At 40.5% G+C, this 23,285-nt stretch carries 19 protein-coding genes; 3 read left to right on the top strand and 16 right to left on the bottom strand.

The window, feature by feature from the left end:
• Window positions 1–39: 39 nt before the first annotated feature.
• The 11 genes from JK635_RS00630 to JK635_RS00680 form a co-directional block, all read right to left on the bottom strand.
• Window positions 40–1,332: a TIGR02679 family protein gene (locus tag JK635_RS00630; protein ID WP_202651399.1), complete on the bottom strand. Its 1,293-nt coding sequence runs from the start codon at window positions 1,330–1,332 to the stop codon at window positions 40–42.
• Window positions 1,325–5,434, bottom strand: a complete 4,110-nt coding sequence (locus JK635_RS00635; protein WP_202651400.1) for a TIGR02680 family protein — start codon at window positions 5,432–5,434, stop codon at window positions 1,325–1,327. The genes JK635_RS00630 and JK635_RS00635 overlap by 8 nt, the downstream gene beginning before the upstream one ends.
• Window positions 5,431–6,594: a TIGR02678 family protein gene (locus tag JK635_RS00640; protein ID WP_202651401.1), complete on the bottom strand. Its 1,164-nt coding sequence runs from the start codon at window positions 6,592–6,594 to the stop codon at window positions 5,431–5,433. Before JK635_RS00640 ends, JK635_RS00635 begins: the two co-directional genes overlap by 4 nt.
• 4 nt (window positions 6,595–6,598) lie before the next feature.
• Window positions 6,599–8,086 (bottom strand): TIGR02677 family protein, encoded by a 1,488-nt coding sequence (locus JK635_RS00645; protein ID WP_202651402.1) that lies wholly within the window; start codon window positions 8,084–8,086, stop codon window positions 6,599–6,601.
• A gap of 206 nt (window positions 8,087–8,292) precedes the next feature.
• Window positions 8,293–8,778, bottom strand: a complete 486-nt coding sequence (locus tag JK635_RS00650) for a nitroreductase family protein (protein ID WP_202651403.1) — start codon at window positions 8,776–8,778, stop codon at window positions 8,293–8,295.
• A gap of 107 nt (window positions 8,779–8,885) precedes the next feature.
• Window positions 8,886–9,449, bottom strand: a complete 564-nt coding sequence (locus JK635_RS00655) for a hypothetical protein (RefSeq protein ID WP_202651404.1) — start codon at window positions 9,447–9,449, stop codon at window positions 8,886–8,888.
• A gap of 259 nt (window positions 9,450–9,708) precedes the next feature.
• The gene (locus JK635_RS00660) at window positions 9,709–10,749 is read right to left on the bottom strand and encodes an AMP-binding protein (RefSeq protein ID WP_202651405.1); all 1,041 of its coding nucleotides are present in this window, start codon (window positions 10,747–10,749) and stop codon (window positions 9,709–9,711) included.
• A complete protein-coding gene (locus tag JK635_RS00665; RefSeq protein WP_202651407.1) occupies window positions 10,718–11,860 on the bottom strand; it encodes a lipid-transfer protein in 1,143 nt (380 codons plus the stop codon). The genes JK635_RS00660 and JK635_RS00665 overlap by 32 nt, the downstream gene beginning before the upstream one ends.
• Before the next feature lie 20 nt (window positions 11,861–11,880).
• Complete coding sequence (locus JK635_RS00670; RefSeq protein WP_202651409.1) at window positions 11,881–12,651, bottom strand: 3-hydroxyacyl-CoA dehydrogenase; 771 nt, start codon at window positions 12,649–12,651, stop codon at window positions 11,881–11,883.
• 22 nt (window positions 12,652–12,673) lie between these two features.
• On the bottom strand, window positions 12,674–13,861 hold the full coding sequence (locus JK635_RS00675; RefSeq protein ID WP_202651411.1) for a CaiB/BaiF CoA transferase family protein: 1,188 nt from the start codon (window positions 13,859–13,861) through the stop codon (window positions 12,674–12,676).
• An 18-nt stretch (window positions 13,862–13,879) separates the two neighbouring features.
• On the bottom strand, window positions 13,880–15,037 hold the full coding sequence (locus JK635_RS00680) for an acyl-CoA dehydrogenase family protein (RefSeq protein WP_202651413.1): 1,158 nt from the start codon (window positions 15,035–15,037) through the stop codon (window positions 13,880–13,882).
• Window positions 15,038–15,226: 189 nt separating this feature from the next.
• Between JK635_RS00680 and JK635_RS00685 the strand changes: the two genes are divergently transcribed.
• The gene (locus JK635_RS00685; protein ID WP_202651415.1) at window positions 15,227–16,942 is read left to right on the top strand and encodes a sigma 54-interacting transcriptional regulator; all 1,716 of its coding nucleotides are present in this window, start codon (window positions 15,227–15,229) and stop codon (window positions 16,940–16,942) included.
• Window positions 16,943–17,007: 65 nt separating this feature from the next.
• Here the strand turns inward: JK635_RS00685 and JK635_RS00690 are convergent, their stop codons facing one another.
• Window positions 17,008–17,796 (bottom strand): enoyl-CoA hydratase/isomerase family protein, encoded by a 789-nt coding sequence (locus JK635_RS00690; protein ID WP_202651417.1) that lies wholly within the window; start codon window positions 17,794–17,796, stop codon window positions 17,008–17,010.
• Between the two features lie 415 nt (window positions 17,797–18,211).
• Here JK635_RS00690 and JK635_RS00695 point away from each other — a divergent pair, with 415 nt between their 5' ends.
• Window positions 18,212–18,424 carry a hypothetical protein gene (locus JK635_RS00695; RefSeq protein WP_202651418.1) on the top strand — a complete coding sequence of 71 codons (213 nt, stop codon included), beginning with the start codon at window positions 18,212–18,214 and terminating at the stop codon, window positions 18,422–18,424.
• A gap of 146 nt (window positions 18,425–18,570) precedes the next feature.
• Here JK635_RS00695 and JK635_RS00700 read toward each other — a convergent pair whose 3' ends face one another.
• The 4 genes from JK635_RS00700 to JK635_RS00715 form a co-directional block, all read right to left on the bottom strand.
• A complete protein-coding gene (locus JK635_RS00700) occupies window positions 18,571–18,765 on the bottom strand; it encodes a DUF3896 family protein (RefSeq protein WP_202651420.1) in 195 nt (64 codons plus the stop codon).
• 223 nt (window positions 18,766–18,988) lie between these two features.
• Window positions 18,989–20,860 carry a DHA2 family efflux MFS transporter permease subunit gene (locus JK635_RS00705; RefSeq protein ID WP_202651422.1) on the bottom strand — a complete coding sequence of 624 codons (1,872 nt, stop codon included), beginning with the start codon at window positions 20,858–20,860 and terminating at the stop codon, window positions 18,989–18,991.
• A gap of 8 nt (window positions 20,861–20,868) precedes the next feature.
• Window positions 20,869–21,516 (bottom strand): biotin/lipoyl-containing protein, encoded by a 648-nt coding sequence (locus JK635_RS00710; protein WP_202651424.1) that lies wholly within the window; start codon window positions 21,514–21,516, stop codon window positions 20,869–20,871.
• Between the two features lie 15 nt (window positions 21,517–21,531).
• Window positions 21,532–21,966, bottom strand: coding sequence for a MarR family winged helix-turn-helix transcriptional regulator (locus tag JK635_RS00715; RefSeq protein ID WP_202651426.1), 435 nt, complete (start codon window positions 21,964–21,966; stop codon window positions 21,532–21,534).
• 390 nt (window positions 21,967–22,356) lie between these two features.
• Between JK635_RS00715 and qoxA the strand changes: the two genes are divergently transcribed.
• The gene (qoxA, locus tag JK635_RS00720) at window positions 22,357–23,268 is read left to right on the top strand and encodes a cytochrome aa3 quinol oxidase subunit II (RefSeq protein WP_235887794.1); all 912 of its coding nucleotides are present in this window, start codon (window positions 22,357–22,359) and stop codon (window positions 23,266–23,268) included.
• Window positions 23,269–23,285 lie beyond the last annotated feature (17 nt).

Raw genomic sequence — 23,285 nt, forward strand, 5'->3', positions numbered from 1 at the left:
AACACTTAAAACGATGAAAGGCTGAACCAAAAATTAGGTTCAGCCTTTAGCAAATTCCTCTTTAATATCATTAATTAATTCCGCTAAAATCCCTTCTTGATACCCCGCTTTTTGATGAAGTCTTATCGCTGCGGCAACCTCGGAAAGTTCGGGGGAGGTGACGGTATCCAACTTGGCAATTCTGCTTGTAATATCTTCATCAGAAATTGTTTTCATATACGATTCGGCATCCATTCTCCAGTAGGTAACATGGTGGGGATATCGATCTTTTAGTCGTTGCGCCATCGAAATACCTTCAGGATCCAGATCACCGGAATAATAGAGTTGACAACCTGATTCCACTAATAAATCCAAGACAATCCAGCTAGCTGTGCGAAATTGCCCATGAGTGCAAATCACTGGAGCATCTGGAACTTCATCGACAATCGTCGAACAAACACTTGAATTTTCCAGTACCCACACCTTATTCCCGTTCGCAGGCCAGATTTTGTTTATTTTTAATAATTCTTTAAATGGAACATTTAATACTGAGCCTGTTCTGACGGACGCTTGCCATACCGGATGCAGTCCGGACTCCCCTTCTGCAAGTAACCCACGGAAGGTAACGAAACTCCACAAATCATCGCGCATCAACCCATAGATACTTAATAATTCGTTTAGTTCCTCTGTTGTTTTTGGCATTCCCGTTTCACGTAATTCCTTTAATTGCTGATTGACGTGCAGACAATGAACAAGCAATTTTCCTGGGACTTGATTGTTATCAAAAAAGTGGGGATTACCAGTAGTTCGCTGTGCAAAAACAGGTAATCTTTCAAACTTATGATCCTTACAAGGTAGAGCCTGAAAAGCCTGAAAAACTATCGATAGTGATTTACGTAATTCCGCTGCATCTTGCTTGTATAGTGACCAAATCCAGCGGGAATCAGCAGGCTTAGACTCAATCCAATCCCACCACCAGCTTCCCTCAGGATAAGCAGTCTTTAATTCTTGGAAAAATGATTTTTCCTTATCTTCCTCCAATCTGCTTTCCTCACTTTTTGTCAGGATCGATTCCCCCAACACCGCTTCAAGCAGTTCAATCAGTGAATAATCAGCAAAACCAGTTTGCGCCAATTCTTTTTCAAAGGAAAGTAAACTCACTTTACCTTTATCAATAACATCCTCCACCGGCTGTCCTAAAAACCCAGCAATCGATTCTACTTCATCATAAGAAAAATCGACAATGCTAACTGAACCGCCGACTCTCCCAAGAGAACGGTATTTTTCTTTAAATAAGGTGAAAAGCCTAAGAAAACCTGGCTCTTCCCTGAAAATCTGAACTTTGTCATTCATTTGGAACCAGCTCCATCATCGGGGCCTCATCGACTACTAATGTGCGCTGCTTACCGTCCCACTGGTAACGAATCACTGTTACAAAGCTGGCATTCTTCGGCCGTACTAACTCACAAATAGATAGGCTGGAAATAGTATCATAATCTCCCCACAACGCTTGTGAGTTCATGATATAGTTAAAGCCAAGCTGTTCAACCACTTCAAACATATCGCGAATATTGTTCTCGTCGACACCAGCAAAGGCTTCATCAAGTGAAATGATGTACGGGGCCATTGCTCCTGCTTCCTTATAGCGTGAATAAGCAGCTGTAAATAATGGTATATACATCGCCATTGCCTTTTCACCACCGCTGAATTTGAAGAAAGCATTGTTTGTTAATTCACGTTTCGGCTCATTTACCCGCTTATACGAGAGTACAAAGGTGAACCACTTCCGGTAATCGAGCACTTCCTTCAACACTTGATGGAGTGTCGAACCTTCATTACGCAACTGGATTAATTCCTTTGCTTTTTCAATTCTGGAGCGAAAGTGCATCGTAATTTTGGCTAAATCGTCCTCATTCAAAAATTTACTATTCCGTTGCAAAAGCTTAACCAAATCTTTTGTATCCAATTCTTGCTCTGATTCGGCAGTTAATGGTTTCCAGGCAATCGAGAAAGTCAGACCAGATGAATTATCACGGCTCTCCATGATTTTATCCATCTCACTTACCCATTGTTCAGCTCTTTTTATCCGGTTTCGTAATATGACCCCGACGCTGTTGACAATAATATCTTCATAGAGCTGACGATCTTGTTCGTCGAGCCAGCTTTTTTGGTCTGCAAGTTCTTTTTCTAATGAGCTGTGAACAAAATAAGGGGTCACGCGCTGACCTTTATATTCCATAAATATCAGCCGCCGGCTCTTCAGTTGATTCCACTCATCCATAAATGGCTGGTAATAATCGCCCCAAGCTTCTGAAAACCATTCCGGACGTTCGACTTCTTCGGTATATTCAAACATTCGATATTCCGTTAAATATACCTGTTCATTGATGAATGCCTTGGTTAACTGTTCATTCAGTTTGGACCGGTCGTACTTGAGAGTAATCGCTTCAAGCTGCTTTATGATTTTACCAGGTTCCCTTTCCTCAACCTCTACAAAATCCCGGTTGATTTCTGTGTTCACCATTTGTGCCCATGCAGCAGCCATGTTTGACCAGAATTTAGCGCTTATTTGGGCAGCAGTTACATCTTTTTGAAGTGAATCGTATTTTGCTTCATTTTTAGGAATAACCTCCAAAAGATGTTGGATCCCAATTTCCGCTTCTTTTAGTTGCTGTTGAACTTGTTGAATCCGCTGCCTTACTTCATCAATTCCCTTTAATTTCAACTGTTCTTCAATCGCTTGAATTTCGGCTTTTTCTTTTCGCAGCTGGGATTCTTTAACGTTTTGTTCCCCTTTTAACTCGTCTAACTCAGCCTCTATTTCACTTAGACGATGATGTAACTCGGCCAATCTTTTTCGAGCATAAAAGCACTTTAGAAAAAGATCTTTAAACCCATACAAATGTTCGCGATAGTTTTTGGCAGCGGCTTCCGCCTTCGCTAATACTTCTTTTGATAAGGATAGATTTAACTGCCCAGCTTGTTGGTGAAGCTGAAGTTTAATGTTTTGAAGCTTAGCATGAACCATTTTCCATTGTTCATCGAGCAGTTGGAGAAATTTTTTCTGTTCATCTAATTGGTGCCCGGTTTTTTCAATTTGTACATTGACGTCACTTAATCCTTGGTCCATCGGCATTGTTTGTTTCCAGATCTCTGCCTGACTTAATTCTTCATCGTATTCTCGCAGTTGAACGTGTAACTCTTGTAATTCGAACTGGAGCTGTTCCAGAATCTGTTCACATTCTTTCATTTTCTCCAGCTGGTATCGTTTACGAGAGGAGCGGCCGATAAATTTGGACGGGCCTTCATTTGGAGCATGTCCCACTAAACAGCCAAGTGAATACGATCCATCCACATCCAGATGAAAACCGGTGTCACCCTGTTCAAGCGGAATACTTCTGAGCACTTCATCCACAAGCTTATTGGAAATTGAACTGTCCTCTTCTAAATCTGGACGCAAATAATCAGCTAATGTATACCCTAATAATTGCGGTTCCGGCTTGATGACCCGATCATGAAGCGGGGCAATCGATTTTTCGGTAATTAAACTATCTAATATCCCTGTTTGTTTTAAGGCTGATTCAATTCTTTCTTTTTGCTCTTCCGTCACATGATCCTGAAACTCAACGGCAGCGTAAAACGGTACAAACGCCTGCCCATCTTCCAGCAGCTGTTCACGAAATTCTTCTGTATCCTTGGCTCGTTCAGGATTCGGCATTTTTAACGTCTTCCAATATTGTAATTCTAATTTAGCCGCTTCGATTTCCTGATTCTTAGCTTCAAGCAAATTTTTAACCCATCTTTTTTTCGTCCTGATTTCGGTTATAAATTCAGTAATCGCTGAAAAGAGCTTTTCTCTTACTTGGTCATAACGATTTTCTTCATATAAACCTTCTATGGCTCTAGCGATTTCTTGACGACTTTCATTCGTAAAAGTGAGCTTTGGATGTTCTTCGATCCAGCTAAATACAGCATGCTCCAGCTTTTGCTTTTCTTCGATAAACCATTCAGATAAATGGTCGAGATTCTTCCGTAATTCATCCACTTCCTGTTTCTTTTCGGAAGATTGCCGCTGGAGCCTGTTATGTTCCTCTAACAGCCGATCTTCTTCTTCAGCCAGCTTTTTTAAACGGCTAAGCATTTGTTCATGCTCACCGATTTCCTGGAACCAGATAGAAAAATCAAACTCATCGTCCTGATGTCGTTCATACCCACTGACATTCACCTCATGCTGTAAAAACGAAGCCTCCTCGGCATCAAACTCTAGGTCACCGAGTAAATTTTCCATCTCCATTTCATGTTGCTTTATCTCTGTTTGGGTTTGCTCCCGTTCTTGAAGAAGGCGATTATAACCGGAATTTTTTTGATCCCATTTCATTTGAAGCGAACGAATTTCATTCATCAGCAAGTTGCTGTTTTCGATTTTTTTCCGTTTTTCCTCTTCAAGATTCCAGACTTCGTGCCGCTCCAACCGTTGTTTGTCAGCTGCCGCCACTTCTTTTTGCTGGACAAATTCTTGTTTCCGTTTCCGCTGATGTTCAATCTCATTGGTTAGATTTTCAACTTGAGTCGTTAACCCCTTTACAAGTTCATCAGCTTCCCGTTGTCTTTTTAAAGCTGTTTGCCACTTTGCGGCCCATTCAGCTAAAATATACTGGTTGTAAGTATGATACTGTTTTACCAGCCGCTCGCTAGAAGCATACTCCCGTTCCAATTGTTCAAGCTGCTGTTGGGTCTGGTCCATACTCTCAATGGTATCTGACAAGGACCGTAACTCATCATCTGTTAATGGCGGCAAAGCAGATTCCAATATTTCATAAATAACCGTTGGCTTAAAATCTTTTGAAAGCTTCGGACTGCGTAATTGGATTAAAAGCTTGATCAAGTCCTCATATGCTTCAATGGATTGAAAACCAAATATATACTTATTGACAAGTTCCATATATTCTCGCTGTGAATGAACGAGAAAGCCGCCGTCACCGATACGATTTTCCAGTTCCTTCGCGGAAAAAGGCACTCTGTCCCCCTGCTGTTTATGGGCCAGTTCTAAATCTTGTCCAATTCTTCGATTATCTGTAATGACAAAATACCACGATTTGATCCCCTTATGCCTTTTCGCCTGCATGCCAATCCCGGTAGTAATGTAGCGCTCCATTCCAGCCATTTTGTATTCGATAAACAAATATCCTGTTCGTTCATCGCGATCGACCACTTCTTTTTCACCAAGCAGATAATCTTCCATTCTGCGGGCTTTTGAACCAAACGGGTCCAAGCGGTCAGGGGATTTTTTTCCGTCTAACAACACGGGCAGAAAGCTTTGCATCGTAACCGATTTACCTGATCCATTTGTTCCCCGAAGCAGTAATTTACCGTCTGAGAAATGAAAAATTTCATCATCGTAATACCAAAAATTCAATAAACCGGCTCGATTTAGCACCCACTTCGCTTCTGTCATGATTCCTCTCCTCCTTTCAAAAAGTCTGCCGGGTACTCACCCGTCATGACTCCTAACAGTGATTTAAGCCGGATCAGCGATGTTTCTGAATCTACTTCCACCATCATCCAATCCTTCATCGCCCGAATCAGCTCAACTCGAATGGCACTCGTGCTCATATCGCGAAAGTACTTAGCCCACCCTGTTCCTTTTTCCCGGCGCAAATCATCAATCATCTGTTCGAATTCTCCTTCCGAAAGCAGGATTTCCCCGTTTTCATTTGCTTGAAACCGTTCAGGCTGTTGATGAATGTATTTAGAAATTTGAAGAATGAGGTCAGTTGATGCCTTCGTATTCGGAAAGGTTTGTTGGTACTGCTTTGGCTCGGCAATCGATAAAAAGGCGGTATTTTTGTAGACATGAAGTTTATAATCACTATGCTTTTCAATATCTTCCGCTAACCGATTTCGGTAATTCCGAATATAAAGAAAATCAGGGTCCTGCTGGTCGCTTCGATGTAATCCCGGGGAAAAGAACAGCCTGCGGTATACCCTTTTTCTTCGTTCATCCTCTTGATTTAACTTCCAATCTTCCTCAAGCAGTTCACTCCAATGCTGATAAGTGGAGAAATCATCAGGATAGGTCCTCATAAAGTAACGGCTATAGATGGTTGCTTCATATAAAACTTCCTGATCTTCGTTTTGATCAAAGCGGCTAATATCGCCATCAATAGTCCGAATTAAGCGAAATTCCAGTAACATCTTTACTGCCCTGATTAACGACTTCCGGTGGGTATAGAGCGTCCAATCAAGCGAAAAATCTCCCGGATAACCAGTTTGTATATCCTGACAAAGTTCTGAAAGCAGAAACTGCTCATCGACTGCTTTTCCCTCGAGAAATGCAAGCGCACAGCAAAAAATGGCATAATCCATCGGTTCCTGAAACTCTTGAATTCCCATCCAGGATTCGGGTGCTGCCGGGATTTTTTCCAGCTTAATGAAGTGCTGATGTACAATCAGTCTTAGTCCGAATTTATCATCAAGATAGCGGCGCAATACTTTTTCCCGTTCACGCACCATTTGATACCACTCCGGCTGTTCGGCTCGAAGGATCCAATAATGATGAAACAAAATATCCATGGCCTGCCTTGCCTTTTCATCAAATAATTGTGTCTGCTCCATTTGATCACCTCATTTCGTCAAATATGAAAGCAGCGTCCGGCATTTGTAAGTCCCCATCTTCCGCCCTTAAGGTAATTGTTTTCTGACTATCCAGTATTACCTTCACTTGCAGCCCGTAATCCGTCTTGACCATCCGATCTTTATTCGCCATTGATTTTCCAATCCAACTGAGCAGTACCTTGCGAATAAATGGCTCCACTTTAGGCAGTGATGAAAGGGTGATTTTTCCCTTGTTCATATATTTTTCTATTAATCTTTTCTCTTGTGCTCGTTCCTTTAAATACTGTTCCCTTTGCTCTTTTTTCTTTTGCTCATTGGAAATAAATGCGCTTGGTTTTGTTTTTTCTCGATAACGAACCGTCCGTGGTTTAATCGTTATTTCCGTTGGTGCCTCTTCCCAAGTGTCGACATGTAGATTTTCGGTTGTCGCTTCTTCCAGCTGCAGATGTTGAATCGTCATCGAACCAAAGACAACAGCTGATAGTTGATGGGCTTCTTCTTGGTCATGACAATCCGCAAACCATTTGGACAGCTGCAGGTAGTCCTTTTTTCTGCTCCGGAAATGCTGCTGCCTCTCCCCAATACGCTGGACATACCTTGTCATGCGGCGAATCATTTCATTCGTCTGCCATTGCAAAATATCCAATTCACTTTGCTGGGTAACGGAGCCTAGGAACCATTGTCTAAGAGAGGACCAATATTCTTCATATTCCGTTTGCCAATCCGCGGCTGATGATGACACATCTTCTAAACGTGGAATCGCCCCGCGATGTTCAATTAATTTTTGAAAAAAAGGTTTCATATTTTCGATTGCAAGTTCGCTCAGTAATTGTTGAATTTGCAGCGATGTTTTCTGCAGCGAAACAATAAAGTCCCGCAAATAGGTAGTAAATTGATTTTTATAGACGAGAAACGCTTCGGTTTGCATCCGTTGGTCTGTCTGTTCACTATTGATATAAGCGATATAATCGGCCGTACTTGTCCGGATCGTTTGAAAATAGCGAAAAACATCCTCCCATATTCGCATATATTCTTCCGCTGGCTTAGTTAAATCGTTGTCCAGCTCAGTTTGCAGGCTGGTTAACGCCTGATATAACCGATCAAATTGCGAGCGTTCTAACGATCCTTGGAAGGTGTCCCCTATTTTTTCGAGGTTGACGATCATTCTCTCAATCTCAACAGTATAGGGTGTACATTGATAACGAAATCTCTTTTTCTTGTATTCCTCAATCGTTTTAGCATTCGTCATATCCTGGCGGGCAATTAAGTTATTCCACTTGACGAGCTGCGCTAATTGTTGATGCAGCAGATCTTCCTGATAATCAGCAAAGGCCGGAATCGAGCGCATATAATCCAATATCTCCTCCGGCGCGATAAAATCTCTCATTCTTTCGTGCTGATGGTAAAAATAGCGAAGTATCGTTCGATAATAAGCAGCAGAATCTGCTGTTAAATAGCTTGTCTCAATGATTTTCTTCATAGTTGAATCCAATGGGCATCATCCTATAAAAATGATCTATTTATACTATTGTATTATATCGAACTTAGGATTAAAATGTAAAAATTTAGGGGTGCTTCCTATGCCAGTGTGAAAGTTTTTGGAGAGTGATGACGGCATGGCTTTTTATTTTTACAGTTAGAAGCCCTAGCGGACAGTTTTACTGGTTTCATACAGCAACCTGTCCCCTAGCAATATAATTATGGTAAATACTTCATTTTTTCTCTCATCGGCGTCCGTGGCTTTACTTCCGGAACTTCCTCCGGATAGCCAACAGCTATAACGCCAAGTACATCATAGTTCTCAGGTACTTGCAACAGTTCTTGATTCGATCCCTTAATGGCAATCGATGACCAAAAGGTACCTACACCTTCCGACCAGGCAGCCAAATTAAAATTTTGAATAAAACAAGCAGTGGCTGCCGCATTTTCATCAGTTTCAATCTTGGTTGCACCTTGCCTGGATAAAACGGCCATTACGATCGGGGCATTTCCAAAGTTTGTTTTATGATTTAATTTTTTTCTTGTTTCTGGCCCGATCATATAAACTTCCCATGGTTCGGTCATCCGGTGATTAGGTGCCATTGCAGCCGCTTCCAGCCACTGCTGGATTAAATTCGGTTCTACTGCATCCGCTTTAAATTTTTTTATATTCCGCCGTGATCTAATCAAATCTAATATATTCAAGTGATTAACCTCCCTATTTTGTTCAAGTCCATTGTAATATCATATGTTACCAAAGCCAAATAAGGTGCTTCAAATGCTCAATAAGAAATAGGAGTATTTTTGGAAGGTCACGAAACGATAATTCTCTTTAATCTTTTAAAGAGAAAAAGGCCAAACTCGCTCCAAATCCAAGCATAAACAAAAGCAAATAAACCTGTCCCAGCTGTGGTAAGGAAGGAAAAGGAATTGGATACAGCCGAACCTAAAACCGGAAATTTAATCGCGTATAATAATGTGAGTATGCCGCTAGTCAAGAAGAACGCACCACATAAAATAATACTGATTCTTTTTCTAAAAAAATAAAACGCTGCTCCTAAGCTCAGTCCCAATAATCCGGTTGTAAATGGAAACACAATTAATTCGCTCGGTTCAAGTAGCAGCAGCAATAGATTGGTAAGTATATAGGTGATCATTCCAAGTGGAACAGAAAACATCGAGCATATAAGAATCGGCGCTGTTGAAAAAGGGCTGATTAAATACCCCGCTCCCGGCAAAAATCCTCCTGCCGATTGCAAAAGAGCAGCAATTGCTGCGAACAGAGCAGCTGATACCAGCCGTTTTGTTTTTGCTGTCTTTTGAAAATCTGTTTGAGCTGGCTTGACACTTTCTAAAATGGATTTAAAAAAATACATAACATCTCCCTCTTCCTAAGGTAGATTCACTTAAGGATACGCAACCTATAAAAAGGAGCGTGCTCCCTTGCGACTTGTACAGTGGGAAAGTAATTCCCGCTTATATCATACGAAGGTACAACTGCCGTTGACCCTGTTCTTGGTAAAAAGGAAGGAATAGGAAGGCCAATTCTTGGAATCTTTTCGGGACCGAAACAAAAATAAACAAGGTCAGCCCATTATAGACTGACCTTTCTTCGATGTTTAAGGTCAGCTTGCATTATTCAGCTGTTACCTCGTCAATCAAGTCTTGGTAAAGGTGCACGTATTTCTTAACAATTTCTTTTTTATTAAATTTTCCAACACTCGTTTTGGGAATCTCATTTACAAAAATGTACTGATCCGGGAATTGCCATTTTGCAAAGTGATCATATAATAAATTTTCAAATTCTTCTTTAGATACAGTTTTATTATTTTTTGTAACTACTAATGCCAGCGGACGTTCCTGCCACTTTGTATGGGGAATGCCGACAACTGCTGCCTCAAGAACGTCAGGGTGTCCCATCAGAGCATTCTCCAAATCAATTGAAGATATCCATTCCCCTCCACTCTTAATCACATCCTTGATTCGGTCGACAATTTTGACATATCCATACTCGTCAATCGTTCCGGCATCACCGCTTCGCCAATACCCGTCCCAGAAACCATTTTCAGTACCAGGCGCGTTGTGGTAGGAACCGGTAATCCATGGACCTCTTACACAAATTTCGCCAACTGTTTTCCCATCCCTGGAGACCTCTTCTCCTGTGTCAGGATTGCATAATTTAAAATCAATTCCAGGTGCTTGTAAACCTTGTTTCCTTCGCAAGTCCCATTTTTCTTCCTCTGTCAGTTTATTTTGCAGTTGTGGATTTAAATGGTAATTGACTGTCACCAATGGAGTCGTCTCAGTAGCCCCATAGGCATGAATAATCTCAGCTCCGGTAAGTTCTTTGAATCCCTTCATCATTGACACAGGAGGCTCAGTTGCACCAGATAAAAATCTAGCTCTACTAAAATCAGGTTTTTTCTCGAAGGTTCGAATGTAATGAAGCATCGGTAAGAAAATAGCTGGTGAGCCAGCAGATAGAGTGACCTTTTCTTCAATCATCAGATCAACAAGCGGTGAAGTGTCTTCTGCCGTATACCGGCCAGGAAAAATCAGCTTCGCTCCCATCATCACAGCCGTATGGACCAATCCCCAAGATTGTCCATGGAACATCGGCACAATTACCAGTAAACAATCTTGACTATTTACACCAACTAAGGCTGCCTCCGCCATTGGCTCCGTCTACTTGGCGATTACCTGCCTCTCCGCGCAATTGCCGTACCAGTTCTGTACATTGGGCCAATCCAGTAGCCCCCAATGGATGACCTTTGGACATTAAGCCCCCGGAAGGATTGACAACGTATTTTCCTCCGTACGTATTATCGTGATCATTAATCAGTTTTTCGGCTTCACCTTCCCCACAAAGCCCCAAGGCCTCATAGGTTATCACCTCGTTTGGAGTAAAGCAATCATGCAGCTCGACGACATCGACAGCTTCCGGATCAAACCCGGCCATATGGTATACCTGTTGGGCGGCACGAGCTGTCATTCCGCTTCCGACTAAATGAAGATTATCTTCATAGGAATCAGGTGTATCTGTCGTCATGGACTGGGCAGCGATTACTACAGATTTTTGAAGATTATGTTTTTTAGCAAAAGCGTCACTACAAACAATAACAGCAGCTGCTCCACATATAGGAGGGCATGCCATCAATCTTCTTAACCCCGGATACACTTCCGCAGAACTCATGACTTCATCGAGGGTAATTTCTTTTGTGAACAAAGAATAAGGATTGTTCATTGCATGTTGCCTTGATTTGACCGCAACTTTCCCAAAAATATCGGGGTTAGCACCGTACTTTTTTAGATATTCCAACCCGGCAGCTCCAAAAAATTTCAAGGCAACAGGACCATCTGGCAATTCTGGATTCAATTGAGTGAAACGATCATAGATCCATTGAAACGGAGATGTCCGATCCGTCCAATTGTCACCTAAAGCACCTGGTTTCATTTCTTCAAAGCCAAAGGCCAGGGCACAATCAGCTGAACCCGATTCAATTGCCTGACGAGCCATATAAAGAGCCGTTGAACCCGAGGAGCAATTATTATTCACATTAATAATTGGAATACCTGTCATCCCCACTTGATACAGGGCGGTTTGTCCAGATGTACTGTCTCCGTAAACATAACTGGCACAAGCTTGATTCACATCAGCTAAGGTAATCCCTGCATCTTCGAGTGCTCCTTTGATGGCTTTGGACGCCATGATTTCATACGGTTCATTTTTGCCTGGCTTCTCAAACTTTACCATGTTTACTCCAATTACTTTTGCATGATTTGTCATTTGCTAACCACCCTTCATTTTTATCTTGGCGACATCCGGATTCCGCCATCTAAACGAATAACTTCCCCGTTTAAATATTCATGTTCCATAATAAAGGTTGCTAGTTCGGCAAATTCAGATGGCCGTCCTAATCGTTTGGGAAACTCAACACTTTCCGATAGTTTTTTGATGACCTTTTCGGATAATGTATCTGCCATTGGGGTCATAAATAAGCCTGGGGCAATCGTATTCACGCGAATACCAAATTCTGATAAATCGCGGGAAACAGGGAGCGTCATTCCAGCCACTCCGGCTTTACTTGCACCATATGCAGCCTGCCCCATTTGTCCGTCAAATGCAGCAACGGAGGCGGTATTGATAATGACTCCTCTTTCACCGGAATCAGTCAGGGGTTCATTATTTTTCATTTCATTAGCCGCTAATCTTAAAACATTAAAAGTTCCGATTAGATTAATTCCAATGACTCTATTAAACTCTTCCAGCGGCAATACACCCTTCTTCCCAATTGTTTTCCCAGGGGTACCGACCCCTGCACAGTTAACACAAATATGAATAGCTCCAAAGGCCTCGATTGCTTGTTTAATTCCTTTTTGAACCGATTCATCATCAGCAACATTCACAATTGCGGATTGGACATTCTCACCTAATTGCTCGACAGCTTCTTTTGCTTTCAATTCATTTAGATCAAAAATAACCACTTTAGCCCCTTTTTCCACCAGCCTTGTGACAGTGGCTAAACCTAAACCCGATGCTCCTCCCGTAACTACTGCAACCTTATCTTTTAAATTCATATTCTTACATCTCCTTTACTTTTTACTTTTTTACAGAAATCCCCTTATCTGCAAATTCATTCATGGTTTCCTTATTAAAGCCCGCTTCCTTTAATATTTCCTCCGAGTGGTAACCCGTTTGTACACCTGCGAATCGGTACTGGGCAGGCTGAGTTAAAAATTTAATTGGAAATGCGATCTGTTTTTGGCTCCCTCCATCTGTTTTAGGAACAGAAACGACCAGTTCCCTAGCCTTAACGTGCGGATGTTCAACTGATTCCGAAAAATGAAGTACAGGTTCGACACAGCCGTCAAAATCATCGCCAAGCAGATCTAACCATTCGTTAAATGTTTTCTCTTTGAAGGTTTTAATAAGTATCTGTTTAAAAGCCTGTTGATCGTCTTTTCGCTCGCTGCTGCTCAAGGTTATTAAGTTAGGATCGCCGATCAGATTACATAATTTTGCTTGAAATTGTGGTTCAAGACTGCCAACTGAGAAATAACGATGATCTTTCGTTTCATAATAATCATAGAAATGACCGCCATTTAATAATAGTGACTCAGGTTCCGGTTCCATGCCACCAACCAAATAACCTGAACCAAACAGTGCATTTAAGGAAAATACCGAGTCCGTTATGCTAACATCAATATATTGCCCTTCCCCGGTCTGACTACGATGGTATACTGCCGCCAAAATAGCTATTACCGCTGGCATGGAGCCCCCTGCGAGATCGGCAACCTGAATCCCTGCAGGAACCGGTGCCTGACCTTTCCGAGAAGAATAACTTGCAGCACCTGCTAGTGACAAATAATTAATATCATGACCCGCCCGGTGCCGAAGCGGGCCTGTTTGACCGTATCCCGTAATCGAGCAAAAGATAATTTTGGGATTGATTTGTTTTAATGTTTCATACCCAATTCCCAGTCGATCCATGACACCCGGTCTGAATTGCTCAATTACAATATCGTATTCCTGAATTAATTGGTATACGACCTCTTTTGCTTCATCTTTTTTTAAGTCTAAAGCTAAAGACCGTTTGGAACGATTTAAATGGGCAAATGCAGCTGACACCTCACCATCCATGGGTGGAAGATGCTTTGTTAAATCATCTCGAGTTGGCGATTCTACTTTTATAACCTCTGCTCCCATATCAGCCAGCATCATCGTTGCAAATGGTCCAGGAAGGAGTGTTGTGAAATCCAAAATCTTTAAACCTGTTAAAATCCCCACTTCGTTTCTCCTCCAAACCTATTTTCCTAGAATATCTTTACTAATGATTTCCTTCATTATTTCGGAGGTTCCCCCATAAATCCGTTGAACTCTTGCATCGGTATACGCCCTTGAGATTGGGTACTCTTCCATATAACCGTATCCGCCAAAAAGCTGCAGACAGCCATCAATAACTCTTCCTTGCGCTTCAGTAGCAGATAATTTAGCAATACTCGCATCCGCAGTGGATAGCTGATTTTCCGCCAGCAAGGCTAAACATTGGTTTACATACGCTCGATTCACTTTGGCTTCCGTCACCATTTCAGCAATTTTGTGGCGAATTACCTGAAGACTGCTAAGTGGTTTACCAAATGCCTCTCTTTCATGGAGATAATGAATTGTTATCTCTAAAGCTCCTTCCATTGCCCCGCATGCCCCAACGGCTAGAATTGTCCGCTCCCGTGGCAATTCTTTCATTAGGGTTATAAAACCACCATCCAACATTCCTAAAATTTCCTTAGGGGACACCATAACACCATCTAAAAATAATTCAGACGTATCGGCAGAACGGAGACCTATTTTCTTTAGTTTTTTCCCTTTCGTTAATCTAGGCGAATCGGCACCAACAATAAAAAGGGTTGTCCCTTTTGAAGCAGGAACGGATGGATTTGTTTTTGCAACTACAATAACAAAATCAAAATTCTGTCCGTTAGAGATAAATGTTTTTGAACCGTTAATAATATAATTTCCGCTTGGAAGTTGAACAGCTGTTGTTTTAATACCCTGCAGGTCGCTACCTGCACCAGGCTCTGTCATTGCGATAGCACCGATGAATTCACCGCTAGCCATCTTCGGTAAATAGTGCGTCTTTTGTTCTTCTGTACCTGAATTTAAAATATATTGGGCCACAATATTTGAATGAACTGCTAAATTTCCGGAAATGGAATGATATCCCAAGCGGCTAAATTCATCAACGATACCAGCAGCAAACTGTAAAGGTACCCCTAATCCTCCATATTGTTCTGGAAGATCTACACAAAGGAGCCCGGCATCACCAAGCTTTTTCCAAAATTCCTTAGGAATAATCCCATCCTCTTCCCAGCCGCTGTAAAAGGGTTCAATTTCTTTTTTCGCAAAGGCTTCGATTGTTTTTTTAAATAGTGTAATTTCTTCTTGGATGGCTAAAGAATGCTTCATTCCGTTTCCTCCAATTCTTAATAATTGACTTATCTAGATCTAATGCAAGTTGTGTGCCAAATTATCTTTGTAGAAAAATAGAGTAATTTGCCTGTCAATGTGTTAAGATTAATTAACAGAATATTGTAAATTGTAAAATATCCTAACAAAAAAGTGTAAACACATCATATGTCAATAGGAGGAGGTTTTATGTTTATTTCAGATCTGATGAATACAGATTTTATTTGTTGTTCTAAAAACGACAAATTGGGAGATGTTCTTCCACAGTTTACAAAGACAAATTCAAATTTACTTCCTGTCGTAGATTCATCTCATAAATTAATCGGTATTATTACGAAAAATAAACTATTTCAACTATTAAGCTCTCGACCTTCCTTCAATATCACGATTGAGAAATACTGTAATTTCAGGCCAGTTTTCCTTCACCCCACGGATGCTGTAGAAGATGCAAGGCAATTACTATTGAAACATAATATTGGGCATGCCCCTGTTGTCAATCATGAAATGGTGCCTGTTGGTGTAATGTCAACCAACGAATTACTATCATCCTACAGTATGGTTTATAGTCAATTAACATCCGTCCTTGAAATTGCTTATGATGCTATTATTCTTGTTAATAAAAATGCGGAAATTTCCATGGTCAACAAAGGCTTCAGCGATTTATTCGGATTACATCGTAAGGACGTATTAAATAAATCTACCACCGAATTATTTCCTGAGTTAGAGATAGAAAATGTCATAAAAACTGGAATTAGCATTGACAATGTTCCCCATCTTATTGAAGGTCAGCAATCTCTTATTTCAATTAAACCGATTAAAGAGAATGGTGAAATAATTAGTGCCATATGTAAAATTACATACCGGGGATTGACCCATTTACATGACGCAATTACCAAAGTAAGAAAGTTAGAAAAGCAGATAAATGATTATCAAATTAAAATAAATGAGATTAAAGGAACAAAATACACTCTATTTGACATCGCGGGAGAATCAAAAGTTATTCAAAAAGTAAAGAATGAAGCAGCACTTGCTGCGAAAACGATGTCCACTGTTTTAATTATTGGCGAAAGCGGGACAGGAAAAGAATTATTTGCCCAAGGGATTCATGCAGCATCAGGACAAATGGGACCTTTTATTGAAGTCAATTGTGCGGCCATACCTCCAGAATTGTTAGAATCCGAGTTTTTCGGTTATGCGGATGGTGCCTTTACCGGTGCAAAAAAAGGCGGTATGAAAGGAAAATTTGAACTAGCTCAAAACGGGACCATCTTTTTGGATGAAATTGGAGACATGTCTTTACATCTTCAAACTAAAATTCTGCGTGTTCTTCAGGAAAAGGAATTTCAACCAATTGGCAGTTCTAAAACGATCCATCTGAATACCAAAATCATCGCTGCCACGAATCAAAATATTGAAAAATTGGTTTCAGAAGGGAAATTCAGAGAAGACTTATATTATCGGCTCAATATCATTCGCCTAAATATCCCTCCTTTGCGAGAAAGAATTGAGGATTTGCCTGATATTATTCAAGCAGTGGTAAACCGCTTAAATCAAAATGGTTTTTACATCAAAGGGGTTACCCATTTGGCACTAACAAAACTAATGAAGTACAAATGGCCAGGGAATATAAGAGAATTACAAAATGTTCTCAAAAGAGCCGCAAACCTCAAATCGGGAGATTACATTGATGCGGAACATATCCCAGCTTTCACGGACCTACAGGAGGACGTAGTTCCCGTTGCCTCTTCTCCCCTCACCTATAAAGAAAGAATAAAAACAACAGAGAAAGACATGATCATTGCTGCGTTAAAAGAAGCGAATGGCAACAAATCAAAGGCTAGCCAGCTTCTAGGAATCAGCCGCCCTTGGCTGTACGCAAAATTGAAAAAATATAATTTAGAGTAGAAAGCAGACTCTTCAATAAGAAAAAGGGGCAAAATGTATTCCCCTCTCTTTCTTATGTACCTGTATCAATATCCTTTAAAATTCGGTGTTCGTTTTTCCGAAAAAGCAGACAGACCTTCACGAAAATCATGTGAACGGGTATGATTCTTTAATGCCAATAATTCCTGCCTTAATGCAATTTCAAGAGGCTGCTCTAGTCCATCGGTCACTAACCTTTTCATTTCTTTTAACACAAGCGGGCTCTTTAAGGCAATTTTGTCAGCCAGTTCCTGGACGTAAACTTCAAGATCATCTGCTGGAGTCACCTCATGAACGAGACCAAAATTCTTCATTTCTTCGGCTGAGATAAAATCTCCGGTAAATAATAAATACTTGGCACGGTTCACTCCTATTTTTCGCGGAAGCCTTACCGAACCTCCGCCGCCTGGAAGAACGCCAAAATTAGAGTGAGCGTCGCCGATTTTGGCTTTTTCAGAAGCAACGATAATATCAGCAGTCATGGCAATTTCCAAACCACCAGCCAGAGTCATTCCATTTAGGGCAGCAATCAACGGCTTTGACAAATGATTTAGCGTATCAAACAAATCTCCTGCCAAATCTAATATTCCCTTTTGTCCATCAGGCTGTCTATCCAAATCAGTCAGGAGTTCCTTTAAATCAGCCCCCGCACAAAAAGCTTTGCCCTTTCCGGATAACACAATAACACGGACAGATGGATCTTGCTCCACCTCACGAAGTGCAGACAATAATTCGATTATCAATGATTTTGAGAGGGAATTCATTTCATTTGGGCGGTTTAAATAAATCCAGGCTGAAAGTTTCTTTCTTTCAAGGATAATGGTATTGTAAATCACGTTTCATTCCCCTTTCATACTAATTATTTTTTTAACAAAGCAATATTATCGTCTTTGTTTACTTTAAATGAAGATGTCTCAAACCTTTGTCCAAAGAGTAGTTCACCAAATTTCATTACCTCACGACATAAATATGATGCAATCTTTGTGCCAATTCTTTTACCCACCATATTGACTATTTTCAATGGTAAAATGAACAACCTGTAAAGTCTTCTTAACAGCGGATTGTTAAGAAGGCCATACAGATTGTTAACAAAAGGGATTGTCGAAACAGTGTATAGGTTGTTTTCCTTTCATTTCGCTTACTAAAAAAATGTTAAACAAGCTAGGTCTAAATCTCAGTTTCTCCTAATATTTTATAGAAACAAGTAGATTTATCCTTTTTTATAAACTAAATAGTAAGGAGAGACCCGGGATGGTTGTTGTTCATTTTCTTGAAAATAAGACGGTTGTACTAAGCCAGCTGCGAAAACAAATTCCTACTGTCAATGATGCTATTAAAATAAAGGGTCGTAAAGGAAAAATAGAGAGTATTGTGAAAGTGAGTGACAAGGTCGTTCAGATTCAAGTCATCTTTGAAAAAGTTAAGAAGGTACAGCCGGCCTTAAAAGATGTTAAAAAACGCTAAAAAGTTGCAGTCCCATGGCAAATACTGATACACCATGGGACTGTCCTATTGATTTAAATATTCCTTATTTCTAGTAAAATAAAAAGACCGAGTATGATGTCCATATCCGGTCCCAGGAAGCGCAACGAAATGAAATTTCCGGTGAATTACATCGAGAGATCTTCCAAGTCAAAGCCACGCTCAAAATGATTCATATCGGTTAATTCGATAATATAGTCATAGTTCATGATAGAAAGTTGGATTTTTTCCTTCTCTTCCATTGACAGGTTTTGTTTCTCTAATTTTTTCAATAAACCGAGTTTCGCTGCCTCTAAAATTTCTTTAGTTTCTTGGTAGTCCATCTTCAAAACCCCTCCTTATTTCCTCGCATTACAAAAGACCAAAAATTGTAATCGCTTTCTTTTTCTATCTTTATTATAATAAAAAAATGAATTCAGTTTTTATGATAAATATGGTGATTTTGTGAAACAACGAAATTTTCAAATTTCTGTAACAATTGCAAACTAACAAAAAACGGTTCGCAAGCTGCAACAAAGGCAGCTCAAGAACCGTCTTGGTGTTTTATTATTCTGCAGATGGTTTCGCTCTTTTGATAAAGAAGGCAAGGATTAAGGCAACGACGGCAATTCCGGTAGCCACAACAAAGGCGTCGTTAATACCGCTGATGGTTGCTTGTTTTACCGTTTCACCATAAATGGTGGAAGTTGCCAGGATTTGTCCTTGCTGAACAGGGATGCCTGCCGCCGAGGCAATTCCATGGCCTAACTCCGTAAGTTTGTTTGCCAAATATGGGTTAGCACTTGTCACCACGTTTGCAAAATTAGCGGAGTGAAAATCACTGCGATTTGTCATTACGGTGACAAGAAACGCTGTGCCAAGGCTTCCGGCAACGGTTCTCGCGGTATTCGATGCGGAAGTTCCATGCCCTGCCAACCGTAACGGCAGCTGGTTCATGCCCTCTGTTTGTACCGTCATCGATAAGAACGACATCCCAAACATTCGCATGACATACAACAGCATGATATAACCATAGCTCGTGGACATCGTTAGTTTCGTAAATTGCCATGTTGTAATGACTGTGATAATAAGTCCGAAGACCGCCAGCCAGCGAGCCCCGATTTTATCGAACAGCTTGCCGGAAATTGGCATCATCACTGCCATAACAATTGCTCCAGGCAGCATTAATAGGCCGGAATCAAGCGCCGAATAAGCACGGATATTTTGCAGATAAATCGGCAGTAAGATCATGGCGGCAAACATCGCCATATTAATAACCATCCCGATGACTGTGGTTAAGGCAAAGATATCGTATTTAAACACGCGTAATTCCAACATCGGCTGATCTGTCGTTAACTCCCGCCAGATAAAACTGATTAAACCAATCACACCGATAAGCAGCGATACTCTGACATCCGTACTATCCCAGCCGTTATTACCCGCTTCACTAAAGCCGTAAAGTAAAAATCCTAATCCAATTGTTGAGAATATAAACCCAGCAGTATCAAATTTGGGCTTCGTAATTTCGATTACATCAACCATCCAAGCAATCGACATGATGATCGACAAGATGCCAAACGGAATAACGATATCAAAAAGTACACGCCAAGAATAATGACCAATAATCCACCCTGATAATGTAGGGCCCAGTGCCGGAGCAAACAGCATCGCAACACCCATAATTCCCATTGCTGCACCGCGCTTATCAGGCGGATAAATTGTTAGGAATACCGTCATCAATAGTGGCATGATAATTCCAGCACCAGCAGCTTGGACGATCCTCCCAAGCATTAACAGCGAAAACGATGTCGATAAGGAACAGATCACGGAACCAACTGTAAATGAAAATATCGCAAAAATGAATAATTTCCTTGTCCCTAGTCTGGCAGTCAAAAAGGCGGTTATCGGGATGACAATGCCGTTGGTCAACATATATCCCGTGGAAAGCCACTGAACGGTGCTGGCAGATACACCAAAATCATTCATAATATGAGGGATCGCCACGTTCAGCAGAGTTTGATTCAAAATTGCCACAAATGCACCAAGCATCATCGTTGCAATAATCTTCCCTTTCCCACCTTTAATTTCCATTGATTTATTGGGTGGAGACTCCTCATCGCTATCTTGATTTTCTGCTTTTGCTTCATGCTCATTAGGAGAATGATGGACTCCTTGGACGAAATCCTCTTTTTGTTTTGCTGGGTTCGAAACTTTCTCAGCGGAAGAACTGTGAATCGCTTGTTCCGATGCCATTTCTCGGATAATTAGTTTTTCATCAGGAGAAGTACTGGTTTTTTGATCAATTGTCTCTTCCTGAAAGTTTTGTCTACTGCTTTCCAGCGCAGCTTTTCTACTTTTCTTTTTCTTTATTACCATCAGATTGATGATGATCAAAAGGATAATGGATATGAGGACATAACCTGCGATATATACTGACATATTATCACCTACTTATGAATCCGCACGGTCACATTCATTCCAGGAACTAACCTCTCTCCATAATGATCAATTGAAATTTTCACGGGAATGACCTGCGTTTCTTTCGTGTAATTTCCTGATGCATTATTCTTTGGCAGCAGGGAGAAAGTACCGGCAGTAGCTAATCCGATTTCTTTAACTGTCCCGGTCAGCGTGATGTTTGGAAACGCATCAACATAAATATCAACATCCTGCCCCACTTTTACATCATTAAGATCTGTTTCTTCAATATTTGCTGTCACCCAGAGATGGTCAAGGTCATAACTGACAGCAAGAGGTGATCCGGCAGCAACCATGGTATTCTTTACCGCATTTGCTTGGACAATGGTCCCGTCTGCCGGGGCTTTGATATCCATTTTAACCGTTCCAGTTTCTCCGGCCGTTTCAACAGTGCCAACTGTTTCATCTTTTGAAAAAGTTTTTCCCGTCGCACCATCCCATTTTACAAGCTTCCCGGCGGCAGGAGAAGCAATGCTAACCTGCTGTCCTGAAATTTGTGCGTTATCAGTAGAAATATAGTTTACCGATTGATTGTAATAATAGTAGCCCGTAAAACCTCCGCCAACCAAGATGATCAAGATAATAATATTAAGTAAAATCATTCTTTTTGCATTCATATAAATTTTTCCTCCTCATTCACTTAAGATGTTTTTAATTTTTTCATGTAACCTCAAAAGATTTTGTATTTCCTCTTCCGGCAACTGCTTGATTTGCTCAAGCTTTTCTACCAGCAAAGATTCCGACGAAAAAACCTCCACCAATTTTTGTTCGCCTTTTTGCGTTAATCGAATGGTGACTGACCGGCGGTCATGTGGCAGAGCTTCCCGTTCAACCAGACCGTTTTGCACTAACCGACTTACAATTCCGCTAACTGTACTATTCGTCAGTTTAATTTTATCTGCCAACTCCACTAAACCAATGTTCGGATTGGCAGAAATTTTAAAGAGAGTAAAAAGTTGACCAACAGTCAGCCCATTTTTATCCGCATCTTGTTTTGTCACATGAAAAAGAAGCTTATTAATTGCATGAAAGGATTTTAAAATTTCGTTATTAAAGGCTTTCTCCATTAAACTCCCCTCTTTTTTAAGAATACTTTCCATACGAATATTTCGTACACGAAATAATTTGTGTTTATTATAATTACACACCTCACTATCCCGTGTCAACAATTTTTTTCATTCTTACAATAAAAGATGAATAGGAACATTTTCAAACTCACCAATACCATAATACCCAACATTTTCCGTAAACCTTAGTTGATTTGTATTTAAGTAAATTATTGTTATTTTACAAAAACAAATCCTATTCCTATAGTTTGTGAACATTTTGTGAACGGCTGATTTTTTTATTAAAATTAATACAAAAAGGTAATTGTTTTTGATATATTAATATAGAGTTTTTACTATAAACATAGTGTATACAAAGTAAAAGTATTTAAAGCGAAAGGGGAACTTACATTGAATAAATGGATCCAAACTGCTAAACTTTCTCTCCTCGCCTTTTTGGGCACAGCTCTTTTATCAGGGTGCGATCGAAGTAAATTTATTGTACTTGATCCAAGAGGGCCAGTTGGGAAGCAGGAATATAACTTGATTATTTTATCTGTCATTTTATGCGCGATTATTATCATTCCTGTTATCGGTATTTTCACTTATATTGTCTTGAAATACCGGGATAAACCCAACAACAAGGCCCCTTACCAGCCTGAATGGGATGATAATAAATTTCTAGAGATTATTTGGTGGGGAATTCCAATTATAATTGTCGCTATACTTGGTGTATTTACTGCAAAGACAACAATGAATTTGACAAAACCACCGGTAAAAGACGTTGATCCCATTGTTGTCCAAGTAACTTCATTAGATTGGAAGTGGATGTTTACATATCCCGATAAAAAAATTGCCACTGTCAATTATGCGGAGATTCCAGCAGGTGTACCAGTTCAATTCATCTTAACCTCTGATGCCCCAATGAACTCCTTCTGGGTACCGCAATTGGGCGGACAGGAATACACCATGCCCGGGATGTCGATGGGATTATGGCTGCAAGCAGATAAAGTCGGAGAATACTTTGGCTCCGGCGCCAACTTTACCGGCAAAGGATTTGCCCATATGCAATTTAGGGTTAAAGCAGTCAAGCAGGAAGAGTTCAATAAATGGGCCAAACAGGTTCAGAAAGACTCTCCTGTATTAACAAAAGCTGGATATAAGAAATTGTCCAAGCCTAGTCTTGAAAAAGAATTAAGTTTTTCTTCTTACCCAATAGGTCTGTTTGAAGACATTGTTAATAAAAATGGCGGAATCTATTATGATCACATGAATCATATGGGTGATCACACGACAATGTCCGACATGAATATGAAGAAATAATGTACATCAGGAGGAAA

This window comes from Neobacillus paridis, assembly GCF_016765675.1.
Taxonomy (GTDB): Bacteria; Bacillota; Bacilli; order Bacillales; family Cytobacillaceae; genus Neobacillus; species Neobacillus paridis.